The sequence below is a fragment of the Roseovarius gaetbuli genome (genome assembly GCF_900172365.1).
Taxonomy (GTDB): Bacteria; Pseudomonadota; Alphaproteobacteria; order Rhodobacterales; family Rhodobacteraceae; genus Roseovarius; species Roseovarius gaetbuli.
The window spans coordinates 53604-67474 of the sequence record NZ_FWFJ01000012.1 but is presented as its reverse complement, the minus strand read 5'-3'; the positions used below and the strand labels follow the sequence as shown (position 1 = coordinate 67474).

The 13871-nt window shown below is 61.6% G+C and carries 15 protein-coding genes and 1 other RNA gene; 5 read left to right on the top strand and 11 right to left on the bottom strand.

Annotated elements, in window-relative coordinates:
- Positions 1 to 67: 67 nt before the first annotated feature.
- On the bottom strand, positions 68 to 1108 hold the full coding sequence (ilvC, locus tag ROG8370_RS08240) for a ketol-acid reductoisomerase (RefSeq protein ID WP_370738330.1): 1041 nt from the start codon (positions 1106 to 1108) through the stop codon (positions 68 to 70).
- 110 nt (positions 1109 to 1218) lie between these two features.
- Here ilvC and ROG8370_RS08235 point away from each other — a divergent pair, with 110 nt between their 5' ends.
- Together ROG8370_RS08235 and ROG8370_RS08230 are read left to right on the top strand one after the other, a co-directional pair.
- The gene (locus tag ROG8370_RS08235; protein WP_085826605.1) at positions 1219 to 1674 is read left to right on the top strand and encodes an Lrp/AsnC family transcriptional regulator; all 456 of its coding nucleotides are present in this window, start codon (positions 1219 to 1221) and stop codon (positions 1672 to 1674) included.
- Complete coding sequence (locus ROG8370_RS08230; RefSeq protein ID WP_085826604.1) at positions 1671 to 2129, top strand: Lrp/AsnC family transcriptional regulator; 459 nt, start codon at positions 1671 to 1673, stop codon at positions 2127 to 2129. The genes ROG8370_RS08235 and ROG8370_RS08230 overlap by 4 nt, the downstream gene beginning before the upstream one ends.
- Here ROG8370_RS08230 and ROG8370_RS08225 read toward each other — a convergent pair.
- Complete coding sequence (locus ROG8370_RS08225; protein WP_085826603.1) at positions 2126 to 3235, bottom strand: Hint domain-containing protein; 1110 nt, start codon at positions 3233 to 3235, stop codon at positions 2126 to 2128. The genes ROG8370_RS08230 and ROG8370_RS08225 overlap by 4 nt on opposite strands.
- A 186-nt stretch (positions 3236 to 3421) precedes the next feature.
- Here ROG8370_RS08225 and ROG8370_RS08220 point away from each other — a divergent pair, with 186 nt between their 5' ends.
- Positions 3422 to 4549, top strand: a complete 1128-nt coding sequence (locus ROG8370_RS08220; RefSeq protein ID WP_085826602.1) for an aminotransferase class V-fold PLP-dependent enzyme — start codon at positions 3422 to 3424, stop codon at positions 4547 to 4549.
- Here ROG8370_RS08220 and ROG8370_RS08215 read toward each other — a convergent pair.
- From ROG8370_RS08215 to ROG8370_RS08205, 3 genes are all read right to left on the bottom strand, one after another.
- On the bottom strand, positions 4546 to 5742 hold the full coding sequence (locus ROG8370_RS08215) for a UbiH/UbiF family hydroxylase (RefSeq protein WP_085826601.1): 1197 nt from the start codon (positions 5740 to 5742) through the stop codon (positions 4546 to 4548). The two genes, ROG8370_RS08220 and ROG8370_RS08215, sit on opposite strands and share 4 nt — an antisense overlap.
- Before the next feature lie 31 nt (positions 5743 to 5773).
- A complete protein-coding gene (locus tag ROG8370_RS08210; protein ID WP_085826600.1) occupies positions 5774 to 5980 on the bottom strand; it encodes a hypothetical protein in 207 nt (68 codons plus the stop codon).
- An 89-nt stretch (positions 5981 to 6069) separates the two neighbouring features.
- Positions 6070 to 6714: a pyrimidine 5'-nucleotidase gene (locus ROG8370_RS08205; protein ID WP_085826631.1), complete on the bottom strand. Its 645-nt coding sequence runs from the start codon at positions 6712 to 6714 to the stop codon at positions 6070 to 6072.
- 105 nt (positions 6715 to 6819) lie between these two features.
- On the opposite strand from ROG8370_RS08205, the gene ROG8370_RS08200 reads away from it, so the two are divergent.
- The gene (locus ROG8370_RS08200; RefSeq protein WP_085826599.1) at positions 6820 to 7470 is read left to right on the top strand and encodes a GntR family transcriptional regulator; all 651 of its coding nucleotides are present in this window, start codon (positions 6820 to 6822) and stop codon (positions 7468 to 7470) included.
- Here ROG8370_RS08200 and ROG8370_RS08195 read toward each other — a convergent pair.
- On the bottom strand, positions 7411 to 9345 hold the full coding sequence (locus tag ROG8370_RS08195) for a glycosyltransferase (protein ID WP_085826598.1): 1935 nt from the start codon (positions 9343 to 9345) through the stop codon (positions 7411 to 7413). The genes ROG8370_RS08200 and ROG8370_RS08195 overlap by 60 nt on opposite strands.
- A 108-nt stretch (positions 9346 to 9453) precedes the next feature.
- A complete protein-coding gene (carA, locus tag ROG8370_RS08190; protein ID WP_085826597.1) occupies positions 9454 to 10602 on the bottom strand; it encodes a glutamine-hydrolyzing carbamoyl-phosphate synthase small subunit in 1149 nt (382 codons plus the stop codon).
- A gap of 187 nt (positions 10603 to 10789) precedes the next feature.
- On the opposite strand from carA, the gene ROG8370_RS08185 reads away from it, so the two are divergent.
- Positions 10790 to 11251 (top strand): GatB/YqeY domain-containing protein, encoded by a 462-nt coding sequence (locus ROG8370_RS08185; RefSeq protein ID WP_085826596.1) that lies wholly within the window; start codon positions 10790 to 10792, stop codon positions 11249 to 11251.
- Here ROG8370_RS08185 and ROG8370_RS08180 read toward each other — a convergent pair.
- The 4 genes from ROG8370_RS08180 to ROG8370_RS08165 form a co-directional block, all read right to left on the bottom strand.
- On the bottom strand, positions 11248 to 11748 hold the full coding sequence (locus ROG8370_RS08180; RefSeq protein WP_085826595.1) for a DUF2244 domain-containing protein: 501 nt from the start codon (positions 11746 to 11748) through the stop codon (positions 11248 to 11250). The genes ROG8370_RS08185 and ROG8370_RS08180 overlap by 4 nt on opposite strands.
- Before the next feature lie 219 nt (positions 11749 to 11967).
- Positions 11968 to 12389: RNase P RNA component class A (gene rnpB / locus ROG8370_RS08175), an RNA gene on the bottom strand.
- A gap of 11 nt (positions 12390 to 12400) precedes the next feature.
- Complete coding sequence (locus ROG8370_RS08170; RefSeq protein WP_085826594.1) at positions 12401 to 13042, bottom strand: N-acetylmuramoyl-L-alanine amidase; 642 nt, start codon at positions 13040 to 13042, stop codon at positions 12401 to 12403.
- An 89-nt stretch (positions 13043 to 13131) separates the two neighbouring features.
- Positions 13132 to 13863 (bottom strand): hypothetical protein, encoded by a 732-nt coding sequence (locus ROG8370_RS08165; protein ID WP_085826593.1) that lies wholly within the window; start codon positions 13861 to 13863, stop codon positions 13132 to 13134.
- Between the last annotated feature and the right edge of the window lie 8 nt (positions 13864 to 13871).

Sequence of the window (13871 nt, the reverse complement as noted above, 5' to 3'; positions counted from 1 at the left end):
CCGGGGTCAATCCAATTTACATCACGACAGGTCGACCCTGCGTAGGGTGGGTGAAACCCACGCCCGCTTAGTTCTTTTCCTGGTCGACCAGTTTGCCGGCAGAAATCCACGGCATCATGCCGCGCAGTTTGGCGCCGGTGGCTTCGATCTGGTGCTCGTCGTTGATGCGACGGGTCGCCTTGAACGACGGCTGGCCAACGGCGTTTTCAAGCATGAAGTCACGCACAAATTTGCCGTTTTGAATATCGGTCAGAACCGCTTTCATCTTCGCCTTGGTCTCGTCGTAAGGCAGGATGCGCGGGCCGGAAACGTATTCGCCATATTCCGCAGTGTTCGAGATCGAGTAGTTCATGTTGGCGATGCCGCCTTCATAGATCAGGTCGACGATCAACTTCACTTCGTGCAGGCACTCGAAATAGGCCATTTCCGGCGCGTAACCGGCCTCGACCAGGGTTTCAAAGCCCATGCGGATCAGCTCTACGAGGCCGCCACACAAAACCGCCTGTTCGCCGAAGAGGTCGGTTTCGCATTCTTCGCGGAAGTTGGTCTCGATGATACCCGAGCGGCCGCCACCGATCGCCGAGCAGTAGCTCAGGCCGATTTCAAGCGCTTTGCCGGAGGCGTCCTTGTCGACGGCAACAAGGCAGGGTACGCCGCCGCCTTTGGCATATTCGCCGCGCACGGTGTGGCCGGGGCCCTTGGGCGCCATCATGATGACGTCGACGCCTTCTTTCGGCTCGATCAGGCCGAAATGCACGTTCAGGCCGTGGGCGAATGCAATCGCCGCGCCGGGCTTGATGTTGTCATGCACGTATTTCTTATAGGTCTCGGCCTGAAGTTCGTCGGGCATGGTGAACATGATCACGTCACACCAGGCCGCCGCTTCGGCGATGCCCATGACCTTAAGGCCTTCGCCTTCGGCCTTCTTGGCGCTCTTCGAGCCTTCGCGCAGGGCGACGACAAGGTTTTTCGCGCCCGAATCCCGCAGGTTCAGCGCATGGGCGTGGCCCTGGCTGCCATAGCCGAGAATGGCGACTTTCTTGTCCTTGATCAGGTTGATATCGCAGTCACGATCATAATAGACGCGCATGGCGTTCTCCTTTTTGATTGGTCTGGGCGCAGAATAGAGGGTACGTGCCAAAATTTCGGGCAAAAACCATTAGATTTACGCAGTTTTCGTGATATTCATTCGTTGAAATTCGTTTTAGGTAAAATTTCATGCTTGATGACACCGATCGTCGTATCCTGCGCCACTATCAGCACGACCCGAGGCTTGGCCCGGCCGACCTTGCAGAGCTGGCCGGGGTCACGCCAGCCACCTGCGCGCGCCGTCTGGACAAGATGCAGGCGTCTGGCGTGATCCGCGCCAATCGCGCGGTGATCGACTGGCGCGCGCTTGGCTACGAGGTTGAAGTGTCGTTGCGCATAACGCTTGATAAAACCCAACCGCGCGCCTTTGACGAATTCATGCAAGACGCGAGGAAAGTGCCGGATGTGGTTGAAATTCAAACCTTTCTTGGCCGTGTCGACCTGCGGCTTTCGGTGATTGCACGCGACATGGCCCATTATCAACAGATCTATCGCAGCGCCATCCTGACCCTGCCCCATATCGCCGATATCGAGGCGCTCATGCATGTGGCGCGGATCAAATCCGACGAGGGGCTGCCGCTATGATCGAGCTTGATACGACCGACCGCCTTATCCTGCGCGCCCTCACGCAAGACGCCACAATCAGCGCCAGTGCCCTCGGGCGCAAGCTGGATCTGTCGCAACCCGCCGCATGGCGGCGAATCCGGCGGCTTTACGACAGCGGGGTAATCAAGGGTCAGAGGCTGGATCTCGATCACGAAAAGCTGGGCTTTGGCGTAACGGTCTTTCTTGGGGTCAAGCTTGCCACCAAGGGCCGGGTCAGCCTTGAGGATTTCGAGCGCGCGGTTTCGGCCATCCCCGAGGTGCAGACGGTCGAGCATATCCTTGGGCTTTATGATTACCGCCTGCGGGTGGTCGCCCGCGATATTTCAGATTTTGAACGGGTTTTGCGCCGCAGAATCATGATGTTGCCGGGCGTCGGGGATGTAGAGGCAAACGTGCTTTTAAGCGAAGAACGCCGCCCCGGCCCAATCGGTTAGGCCATCAGCCGCAGCGCCTCTGCCTCGAACCGTTTGAGGGTATAGCGCGACATGTCATAATCGCAGTCCTGCGCGCCCAGATCGGGAAACAGCGCAATGATTTCATCGCGCTCAACCGGGGTCACCGCCTTGAGCGATTGCTGGCCGGGATAGAGGCTCTCGACCGGCGAGCCCTCGGCAAAGACGATCTGATGGCTGTCGCACAGGAAATGCCAATAGGCGACCGTTTCGCAAGGCACGATGCGGATGGTGCGGTCGTTGACCAGATGTTTAGCCGCCACCAGAACCTGTGCCTCACCGAACAAAAGCTCTGCTGCGGCGCCGGTGACCAGAATGCGATGGTTCTGCGACACCCATAGGTCGCGCAGATTGCCAATCGCCCCGCGCCGGATAAGAACCGGGGCATTGGCGCCCAGGCCCGAGACCGTCGTGCCCCCGATCCAGCGGATCGGCTGTGGCCCGTCATCAAGCGTATTCACCAAATCACCGCTGCGCAGTGTCTCGACCGCCTGCGGCCCTGTGGACGTCTCAATCAGAGTGCCCGACGCGAAACAGACGATAAGGTTCTCGGCCAGAATATTGAGGTTGTTTGAAAAACTGCCGTCTGCGGCTTCGTTAGGCGTAATAACGCCATCGCCATTCAGGTCGATATCTTCGTTGGTCGGCACACGATACGGACCGCTCGCGGCGCCCAATGCCCCCAGAACATCAACACCGGACACCAAAGCCAGTTGATCAAGGGTTGGCGCATCCGGGTCTGTCGAGGTCAGGGATGAGGCGTCAAACTCAAGATAGCGGTCGCCCATTGTGTTGCGGCCCACGTCGATAGTGGCTCCGCCTCCCGGCGGCGCTGTATATTCATATTTTGAAATATCATTGAAATAATCAGAGGCCGTATCATAGACCGTCACACCGACAATCACAGAATCCCCGGTCAAAACACCATCCGCGGTTGCACCTTCGACGTGAAAGACAATGATGTCATCCCCGTCAAACACGGCCGTGCCGTCATGGATCATCAACTCGCCGCCATTGCTGGCGTTCGTGTTGGTCTGTGGGTCGCCAATGATGCTGAAACCGTTCAACAACAGCGTTGTATCGGCCATATCTACCCTTATCTGCCTCAAGTATTCAGGTCTTGCGCCCGAATTTATTCAAATTTTACAATCTGCCTTCCCTGAATAAGGCGGAAATGTGGCGGAAATAAGGCCACCCCTCGCTCAGGATAGAGTAGACTTGCCCAACCCAAGGAGGCAGGTTAGCCCTTAGCCGAACGAACAGGAGATAGATTGATGACCGCCCTTCTCGACAATATCGACCCCGATGGCCTTTTGGAATATTCCGTGGTCTTCACGGATCGCTCCCTAAACCATATGTCCGCGTCATTTCAGCATGTTATGTGCGACATCTCATCCATGCTCAAAGAGGTGTACAACGCCGATGCGGTGGCCCTTGTGCCCGGTGGCGGCTCTTACGGGATGGAAGCCGTGGCGCGTCAGTTTGGTCGTGATGCGCATGCTTTGATCGTGCGCAACGGCTGGTTCTCGTTTCGCTGGACCCAGATTTTCGACGCCGGTGGTTTTGCCGCCGACACCACCGTGTGCATGGCGCGCCAAACCGGCAATGGCGCCGTGGCGCCCTTTGCCCCGGCCCCGATTGACGAGGTCACCGCGAAAATCCGCGAGGCCAAGCCCGATGTGGTCTTTGCGCCGCATGTGGAAACCTCGGCCGGGCTGATCCTGCCGGAGGATTATATCACCGCGCTTGCCAGTGCCGCGCATGAGGTCGGCGCGCTTTTGGTGCTCGATTGCATCGCCTCGGGCTGTGCCTGGGTCGATATGAAGGCGACCGGGGTTGATGTGCTGATTTCTGCGCCGCAAAAGGGCTGGTCGGCCTCGCCGTCTGCAGGGCTTGTGATGATGTCGGCGCGCGCGGTCGAGCGGATGGCGGAGACAACATCGGACAGCTTTGCGCTCGATCTCAAGAAATGGCATGTCATCATGCAGGCCTATGAAAATGGCGGTCATGCCTATCACGCCACAATGCCCACGGATGCGCTCCGCGCGTTCCGCGACACCATGGTTGAGACCCGCGAGTATGGCTTTGAAAAGCTGCGCGCCGCGCAATGGGAGCTTGGCAATGGGGTGCGCGCGATGCTGGCCGACAAGGGCGTGAAATCGGTCGCCGCCGAAGGCTTTGGCGCGCCGGGCGTCGTCGTGAGCTATACCGACGACCCCGACATCCAGAACGGCAAGAAATTCGCCGCCGAAGGCATGCAGATCGCCGCCGGGGTGCCGCTTCAGTGCAACGAGCCCGAGGGCTTCAGAACGTTCCGGCTTGGGCTGTTTGGGCTGGACAAGCTTTATGACGTGCCTGCAGCGCTTGGGCGCTTGCAAACCGTCATGGACAAGGTGCTTTAACCGCGCGCGCCAAGGCCAAGCTGCATCAGCGTCTTGCGCACCGGGGCCAGCGAATAGATCGCGTTCAGCCCCATGGCGCGCGCGTCCCGCAGGGGACGGGCGCGCATCATCGAGGCGCGATTCAAAAGGTCGATCCCCGTCACCCGCGCCTTGATTTCCATGTGACGGCGGCTGTGATAGGTCTCGAGCATTGCGCGATCCCCAAGACGCTCTGGCGCCGCCTCGGCCAGCTCAAGCAGCACCCGCATATCGCCAAGTGACATATTCAAGCCCTGCGCGCCGATCGGCGGCACCACATGCGCGGCCTCTGCCACAAGCGCCACCCGCTCGCCGTAAAGGCGCTCGGCAATCTGGCTGATGATCGGCCAGGCCGTGCGCCGCGACGCCAGCGTCAGAGGTCCGAAAAGAAGGCAGGACCGGGTGTTCATCGCGGCCTCGAATTCGGCCTCGGGCAAGGCGGCAAGGCGCGCCACTTCGGGGCCCTCTTCCATCCACACCACCGCAGAGGACGGCCGCCCCTCGTGATCGGGCAGCGGCACCAGCGTGAACGGCCCGCCCGAGCGGTGGATTTCCGTCGACACATTGCCGTGCGGGATCGGATGCGTCACCGCAAAGGCCAACGCCTTTTGCCCGTAGCGCGTTGTTTTCACCTCAATCCCCGAGGCTGCGCGAATGGGCGAATTGCGCCCGTCGGCGGCGATCACAAGGCGGGCGCGCACGCGCGTGCCATCGCTTAGGCCGACGCGCGCCTCAGCCTCGCGGGTGAACAGCGTCGTCGTGCCGGTGCCGGGACGGAAGGTGACACTGGCGAGGCTCTCAAGGTGCGCCACCATCTCGCGCCGCAAAAGCCAGTTTGGCAAGTTCCAGCCAAACGGCTGATCCGAGATATCGGAGGCGTTGAATTCCTTGGTGATGCGCGGCTCTGGTGTCTCGCCGCCGGCATCGACGATCCGCATCACCTCAAGCTCCGAGGCAAACGGAGCAAGCCGCGCCCACAACCCTGCACGTTCCAACAGCGCCTGAGCGGGCTGCAAAAAGGCGGTCGTGCGCAGATCAGAGCCGGGGGCTTCGCGCGCGGTAATCGGCGGGCTGGGATCAACGCAAAGCACCGAAAACCCGGCGTTTCCAAAGACAGCAGCAGCCGTCAGCCCCGCCACGCCCCCGCCCGAAACGACGATATCAAATTCCTGCATCTGCGCGCCCTTTCCTTGGTGGCCGCCGGTCCTAGCCGCGTGAAATCAGCAGCAAGCCAACCCAGATCACCGGCACCATGATCACCGCCGGGATATAAAGACCCGGAACGCCCCAAAGCGCAATGCTAGTGCCCCAAAGGGCGAGAAAAACCACCACGGCCAGAAGGATCGGCACCACCAAGGCGGCATCGGAGTCACGCGGGGTTTCACCGGCGGTTGGTTTTGAAGTTTGGGTCATATACGTCCTTTTCGCATCATGCTCTACGCCGCCTCAGGTATGGCGTAACGCAAGCAGGGCAAAGGCGCATTTCGCCGCAGCAAGCCCGCCTAGATCAGACGCGCAAGAAAGCCGCCAAGGTCATCGGTATGATGGTGAATATGCGCCGCCGCGTGGGGGGCGGGGGCGACATGGACGGTGCGCATCCCCATGGCATGGGGCGCGGCAAGGTTGCGCTCTTCATCCTCGAACATGGCGGCGGTTTCGGGCAGGACCCCATCAAGCGCGAAAATGGCAGCAAAGGCCTCGGCCTCGGGTTTGGGGCGAAATCCGGCATGCTCGACGCCGTAAACCGCATCAAACACCCCGCTTAGCCCGCGCCGGTCAATCACCCGCTCGGCGTAGGGGCCGCAGCCATTGGTATAGACGATCTTGCGCCCCGGAAGCGCGCGAATGCAGGCGGCAAGATCGGCGTCAGGATCAAGGTGATCGAGCGAGATATCGTGCACCTGTTCAAGATAAGGCCCCGGATCAATATCATGCAGCCGCATGAGCCCGGCCAGGGTGGTGCCATGATCGCGCCAATACTGATGGCGCAGATGATCGGCCTCGGCGCGGGGCACGCACAGGGCGTCCATCACATATTGGGTCATCCGCGCCTCGATCTGGTCAAACAGACGCGCGGCGGGCGGATAAAGCGTGTTGTCGAGATCAAAGACCCAGGTGGTGACATGGCTGAAAAGCGGCTTTGGCATGGGCGCACCATAGGGTGGCGCGACAAAGGGCGCAATCTGCCAAGGCTTGATCCTGCGGGCAAAGCGCGCGTAAGGTTTCACACCACACAACAGACCGAAACGGACATGCCGATGAAACCCCAGCCGACCGACGCCTATTCGCTTATTCTAGAGGCGATCGACGTAGGCATTTTTAAGCCCGGTGACCGGCTTGTCGAAAGCGATCTCGCCGATCGCTTTGGGGTCTCGCGCACGCCGATTCGCGAGGCGCTGCAACGGCTGGAAACGCAATCCATGCTGACACGTGACGGGCGAAGCCTTATCGTGTCATCGCTGGATTATAACCAGCTTGCAGAGCTTTACGTCGTGCGCGCCGAGCTTGAGGGGCTGGCGGCCAGTCTTGCGGCGCGTCACGCCAGTGTCGAAGAGGTACGCGTTCTGCGCGACATGGTCGAGGATGACCGCGCACTCTTGGGCAAGCCGTCAGAGCTGGCCCGTGCCAACCGGCGGTTTCACAAGCAGATCCACCTGTCATCGCACAACCGCTTTCTTGTCCAGCAACTGGACCTCGTGCACCGCTCCATGGCCTTGCTGGCAACCACCTCGCTTGCCGCCGAGGGGCGCGACGAGGATGCGTTGAAAGAACATGATGCGATCGTCACCGCGATCGAGGCACGCGACGGCGAGGCCGCAAGCGAGGCCCTGCGCGCCCATATTTCAAAGGCCTTCGTGACTCGGCTCAAGCTTGACTCCGGCGAGGTCAAATCCACCGTCTGAGGTGCGTTTGCCGCCCGCGGTGATCGACAGGCCGTGGGTCGTCTTGTCCCAATAGAACGGCTTTAGCACCAGTTCATAAAGCGCCTTATAGGCGGCAATCGCCCCCAATGGCGCATAGAAATGAATGCTCGGCGCCCAGGCCATGAGATGCCTGTGTTTGCGCCCCGACACCGCTATCAGATGCACCGTGATATTAAGCGCCTCGACCATCAGGAACAGGCTGCCGATTGCGGTAAGGGTGGCGCGGCTCAGGACCGGATCAAGCGGGTGCGGCAGGCCCAGAAGCACAAGCCAGAACGACCACAGAAACGGTGCCAGCACGAATTGCGAAAGCGCCGAGACAAAATGCGCCTGAAACCCCCAAAATTTCCGAGGGCCCAATTGCCGGTAAAGCAGCCTTGGTCGGCGCATATGGACCATATAGGTGGTCATATAGCCCTTGAGCCAGCGAGACCGCTGTTTGATCCAGGGCCAGGGGCGACAGTTGGCCTCTTCTTCGGTCACCGTATTTACCATTTCCGTGCGATAGCCATGACGCGCAAGGCGAAAGCCAAGATCGGCGTCCTCGGTCACGTTATGGGCATCCCAGCCGCCGATACTCTCAAGCACGTTGCGCCGGAAATAGAGCGTCGTTCCGCCAAGCGGAATGGCCAGACCAAGCCGCGCCATGCCCGGAAGCATGACCCGAAACCAGGTGGCGTATTCGATGGTAAAACACCGCGCCAGCCAGTTTTGCCGCGGGTTATAGTAATCCAGCACCCCCTGAAGGCAGGCCACATCGTTTGGCACCTGTTGGAATTTGCGGGCCACCACCGTGATCTGATCCGGGTCAGGGGCATCTTCGGCGTCGAAAATACCGATGATATCGCCTTGGCAGAAATCCAGCGCATAGTTCATCGCGCGCGGTTTGGTGCGGGGTTTGCCATCGGGCACGACCACCGGCCGCACCCAGGGCGGAAGATCGATCTCTGCCAGCGTTTGTTGCGTCAACTCGTCCTCTTCTTCCAGCACCAGAATGACATCCAACAGGCATTTGGGGTATGTCAGGCGGCTCAGCCGCGCAATCAGGGCATGGGCGATTTCGGTCTCACGGAACAGCGGCACAAGGATCGACACCTTGGGCAGTGGCGCCTTGGGGTTTTGCGGCACCTCCTCTCGGTCGGTGTCATGGGCCATATGGGCGACAAAGGCGGCCGTTTTCATCCCCGCCGAGACCAGAAGCGTAAAACAGGCCCAGAGGGCAAACACCCCGAACACCGCCACCGGAAAGGCAATGGCAAGGGCCGCGACGGTCGCGATCATCGCCAGCGTGAACCGCAGGCACCGACCAAAGGTGCCGCCCCATGTGCGACAGCTTTCGCTCTCGGCAACGCGGGTTTCCGCCATCAGGCGCAGGTGGTCACGATGCTCGTTCGCGACCCGGTCCTGCAGCGCGCGGCGCGGTGCCACGACCGCATGCGCCCGGCGCAACCCGTTGGGCATGATCTGGCGCAGCGTCTCAAGGCTGTCCGGAGAACCGGAGGCGATGACGGGCTTGCCGCCTTGCCCCTCAAGAACCATCGCGCCATGTTTCAGCAAGACCCGCGGATCAAGCCCGATTTCGACCAGACTGGCCTTGGCAACCTCCTCCGTCGACAGGCGTTGCGTGGAAAAGCGCCGGGCATGGGCGCGCAACAGGTCGTCTTCATCAGCCAACCCTTCGGCCTGAAGAATGCGCTCCATCGAGGTATCGCAATGCCGACTGACCATTTCCGCAAGCACCGCATCCGATTTGGTAAGTTTACCGGCGCGCACCAACTCACGTGAGAGAGGATTCATCCGCACCGGGCTTGCCCAGCCCTGCACATTGACGTGCCTCAATTCTGAGATACCCATGCCTCGTCCCTTCCCCGTCTTCTGGGGAGAACGCTAGCGCACGGAAGGTTAACGAGGCTTTAATAACAGGTTAACAACGGGTTAAAATAAACTGTTTTTAAACAGTAATTAACCAGCCATTGACGCCGCAAACCGCTCGAACAGGTAAAAGCTGTCTTGCGGTCCAGGGCTCGCTTCGGGGTGATGCTGCACCGAGAACACCGGACGATCCTGCATGCGGATACCGCAGTTGGAGCCATCAAACAGCGACACATGGGTTTCAAGCACCCCGGCGGGCAGGCTCTGACTATCGACGGCAAAGCCGTGGTTCATCGAGGTAATCTCGACCTTGTTGGTCTCAAGATCCTTAACCGGGTGGTTGGCGCCATGATGGCCGTGGTTCATCTTGACGGTCTGCGCCCCGAGTGCGAGCGCAAGCATCTGATGCCCAAGACAAATCCCGAAAATCGGCAGGCCAGAGTCAAGAACGCCGCGGATCATCGGCACCGCATAGGCCCCCGTCGCCGCCGGATCGCCGGGGCCATTGGACAGGAACACGCCGTCGGGACCATGCGCCAGAACCTCTTCGGCGGTGGCGGTCGCGGGCATGACCGTGACCTCGCAACCGGCACTTGCCAGACAGCGCAGGATGTTGCGCTTGGCGCCGTAATCAATCGCCACCACCTTGTGGCGGGCCTCGGTCTGACGCTTGTACCCTTCGGGCCAGGCCCACCGCATTTCATCCCAGCGATAAGACTGTGCACAGGTCACGGTCTTGGCAAGGTCCATGCCCTCAAGCCCGGCAAAGGCCCGCGCCTTGGCAACCAGGGCGGCGGTGTCGAAATTGCCCTCGGGATCATGGCAAAGGGCGGCATGCGGCGCGCCCTGCTGGCGGATCGCCCGTGTCAGGCGCCGCGTGTCGATCCCGCCAATGGCGATGCGCCCGCGCCGCGCCAGCCACTCGGCCAGATGCTCTTGCGCGCGCCAGTTGCTGGGCTGGGTCGGGTCCCACTTCACGACCATACCCTCGGCCACCGGATCGGCGGTTTCGTCATCCTCGGGGGTGACGCCGGTATTGCCGATATGAGGAAAGGTAAAGGTCACGATCTGCCCGGCATAGGACGGGTCGGTCATGATCTCCTGATAGCCGGTCATCGCGGTGTTGAAACACAGCTCTGCCGTGGTGTCGCCCGTGGCGCCAAACCCATGGCCGTAAAACAGCGTCCCATCCGCAAGGGCCAGGCAGGCGGTCGGGCGGGTCTGGGGCGCGTGGGCCATGGCAGGGATTCTCCGGGTGTGTGCAAATTGGCGCGAACCTAAGGGGGGGTCCGGGCCGGGTCAAGGCACTAGATGGCCCAGTTTGAGGGCAAATACCAGCCCCATGCGCCCGTCGCAGAGCGGTTGCCACCCCCGCGCGTTTTGGATAGTCTGCGGCACTTGTGACAAACCATCGGGATGGAGCGAAATGGAATTGCGGGACCGCATCACTCAGGCCCTTAAACAGGCGATGAAAGACAAGGACGCGGCGCGCCTTGCGACGCTGCGGCTGATCAGCGCGGCAATCAAGGATCAGGAAATCGCCGGGCGTGGCGTAGATGGAGCGCCCTGTGTGGGCGACCCTGAAATCATGGCGATTCTGGCCAAGATGACCAAGCAGCGCAATGAAAGCGCGCGCGCCTATGAAGAAGGCGGCCGCCTTGACCTGGCCGAGCGCGAGCTAAGCGAGATCACCGTGATCGAGGAATTCCTGCCGCGCCAGCTTGACGACGACGAAGTCGCCACCGCCATCGACAAGGCCATCAGCGATGTCGGCGCCACCACGATCCGCGACATGGGCAAGATCATGGGCAAGCTCAAGGAACGCCACGCCGGTCAGATGGATTTCGGCACGGTCGGCCCACAGGTCAAAAACCGCCTCGCCTCTTAACCCGCCATCGGCCCTGGCGGGCGCAGGGCATCGGTCAATTCGCCGTAAAGCACCCTGCGCTCGCCCTCGGACAAAAACGCCCCGATCTCGACCTCGCGGCCCCTGCCCTTGAGCGTGATGTAATGCGCAACCGGCCCACCGGTGGGGTGCATGGTTGCCTTGGCCCAATAGCGGTTACAGTCCCAGTCCTGCACATCGCCGCGCGGATTTGTGCGCACCAGGTGGATCATCTCTGGCCCGATCTCAAGCACCTCGGTGATATTGGCGCTGCGATACGAATGCTCAAGCCCCCACCAGACCCCGGCCAGCGCCAACATCAGAAACGGCAACAGCCCCCAGAGCACGACCGTGCCAAGCAGCGGATAAAGCGGCACGGTGATCAGCGTGAAGGTCGCCAGCACAAAGGCCGCAAAACCACGCCGTGGCAAAGACCGGTGCGGCCAGAGTGTCAGCCGGACCTGTGGGTCGTCTTGCGATGATGTCCATTCATAAGGCATGCCCTGTTTCTAGCTCATGCACGGCGTTTGAAAAGAGGGGGCATGAAATCTCCACCCGATCAACCACATCCCCTGGCCACACAAAAGCCGGCTCAAACCTGCTCCCCTTTTCTTCTGGCCAAAAACATCCTGGGGAGTTTGAGGGGCAAAGCCCCTCATCCAAAAAAACCAAAAGCGCGCCGCAGGCGCTCAATTTCTAAAAACCAACAAAACAACAATTTGCGCGGAGGGCCTGTAAGCCGGATTTTGTCCCGGGGGTTGCCCCCCATGGATGGCCATTCATCTTGAGACGCTGTTGCCAACGCCCCTCTAGCTGCCAACCCGGACCACTGGGCCAAGACGTGCCTGCGGGCGGTATCGGTTGCCCGACCTGCCCCGCGCGCGGTCCCTATTTGGCATTGCTCCCGGTGGGGCTTGCCGTGCCGGTTCGGTTGCCCGTCCCGCGGTGGGCTCTTACTCCACCGTTTCACCCTTACCCGTACACAGTTTCCCTTGGCGAGCCGCAGGTGCGACGGGCGGTTTCATTTCTGTGGCGCTTTCCCTTGGGTTACCCCAGCCGGGCGTTACCCGGCACCGTTGTCTTGTGGAGTCCGGACTTTCCTCGACACCCTTGCAGGTCCCGCGGCCATCCGGCCCTCCGCGCGAGAGTGACTTAGGCGCTCGGGCGCGCGCGGTCAACGGGGAAGCGCGCGGCAAGGTCCTGAAGGGCGGCGCAATCAGCCGCCTCCAGCGGCCCCACGGCATTGGGGCGAAAGCGCAGACGAAAGGCGGACAGGATGGTTTCAAGATCCTCCGCGCCGCTTGGCGGATAGCCAAAGCGCTCGGCCGCCGCAAGAAAGGCCCCTGGTCCGGTTTCAGGCCCGGTGTCCGCCTCGCCCGGCTCGGGCCAGACCGAAAGGCCACCACGTGCCAAGCGGCGCCAGTCAAACCGCGCGCCAGGGTCAAACTTGCGCGCCGGGGCCATGTCGGAATGGGCAATCACCCGCTCGGGCGGGATGCTCCAGCGCTCCATGATCGCGCGCATCAGCCCCTCAAGCGCGCGCATCTGCGGCTCGGGGAAGGGATGCGCGCCGGTATTGGCCAACTCGATCCCGATCGAGCGTGAATTGACGTCCACAACCGCGCCCCATTGCCCTGCCCCGGCATGCCAGGCGCGCTGATCCTCCTCGACCATCTGCCAGATTTCGCCGCGCTCCGAGATCAGGTAATGCGCCGAAACCTCGGCCTGCGCGTCACAGAGCCGCTCAAGCGCGGCGCGCGCGCTTTGCATCGCGGTGTAATGCAGCACGATCATATCGGGCAGCGTACCCAAGCGCCGCGCGCCGAAATTGGGCGAGACCTGTCTTTTGCACGTAGGGTGGGTGAAACCCACGCCCCGCCCCTTTACCCGCCAACCGCCTTGCGGAAGGGGGCCGGGTTCCAGCCGCAGGCATAGCCGTCGCCATCCGGGTCAAGGCCAAGGCGGTCGCGCTCGGGGCCGCCGCGCTTGAGAAACTCGACCTGCGCCAGATCAGGCGAAGCATATTCGGCGCAGTTGCGCTCGAACTTACCGGTCTTGTTGATCCCGACACGGCGATAGACCAGCGTACCAACCGGGTGCTTGGTGGCAAGCGCATAGGCCACGATATTGGGGCCGACATCGCCGGGGCGATTGCCGACGGCCTCGGGCGCGATCACCTGATACTGGGCGCGGTTCTGCGCGATCCGCGAGGCGTCATCTTCAATCGAGCGCTGCTCGCCAACGGCCTCGAAACTGTTTTCGCGCGAAATCCCGGCGGAATTCATCACACCCTCCGGTGCAGGATTGGACGGGCTTGCCTGAAGGATCGGCTGACCGGAATTGGCGGCGGTGGCCTGAAGCGCGGCGCGCGCATCGGCGGCAACATCCGCGCCCGGCTGTGCCGAGGTGGCACCGGGCGGGATGGCGCCCAGAGGCTCCGATGAGACCGCGTTGGGGGCCGGCAGGGCACTTCCCGCCAAGGCGGCGTCACGCGCGGCCTTTTCACGCTGGTATTGGCTATAGTCCTGAAAGCCGACACCCGCCCCGCTATCGGGCACCGCGGGCGCACAGGCCGTGAGCGCCGCAAGGGCAACCGAGCCAAGGATCAAACGCATCTGCTATT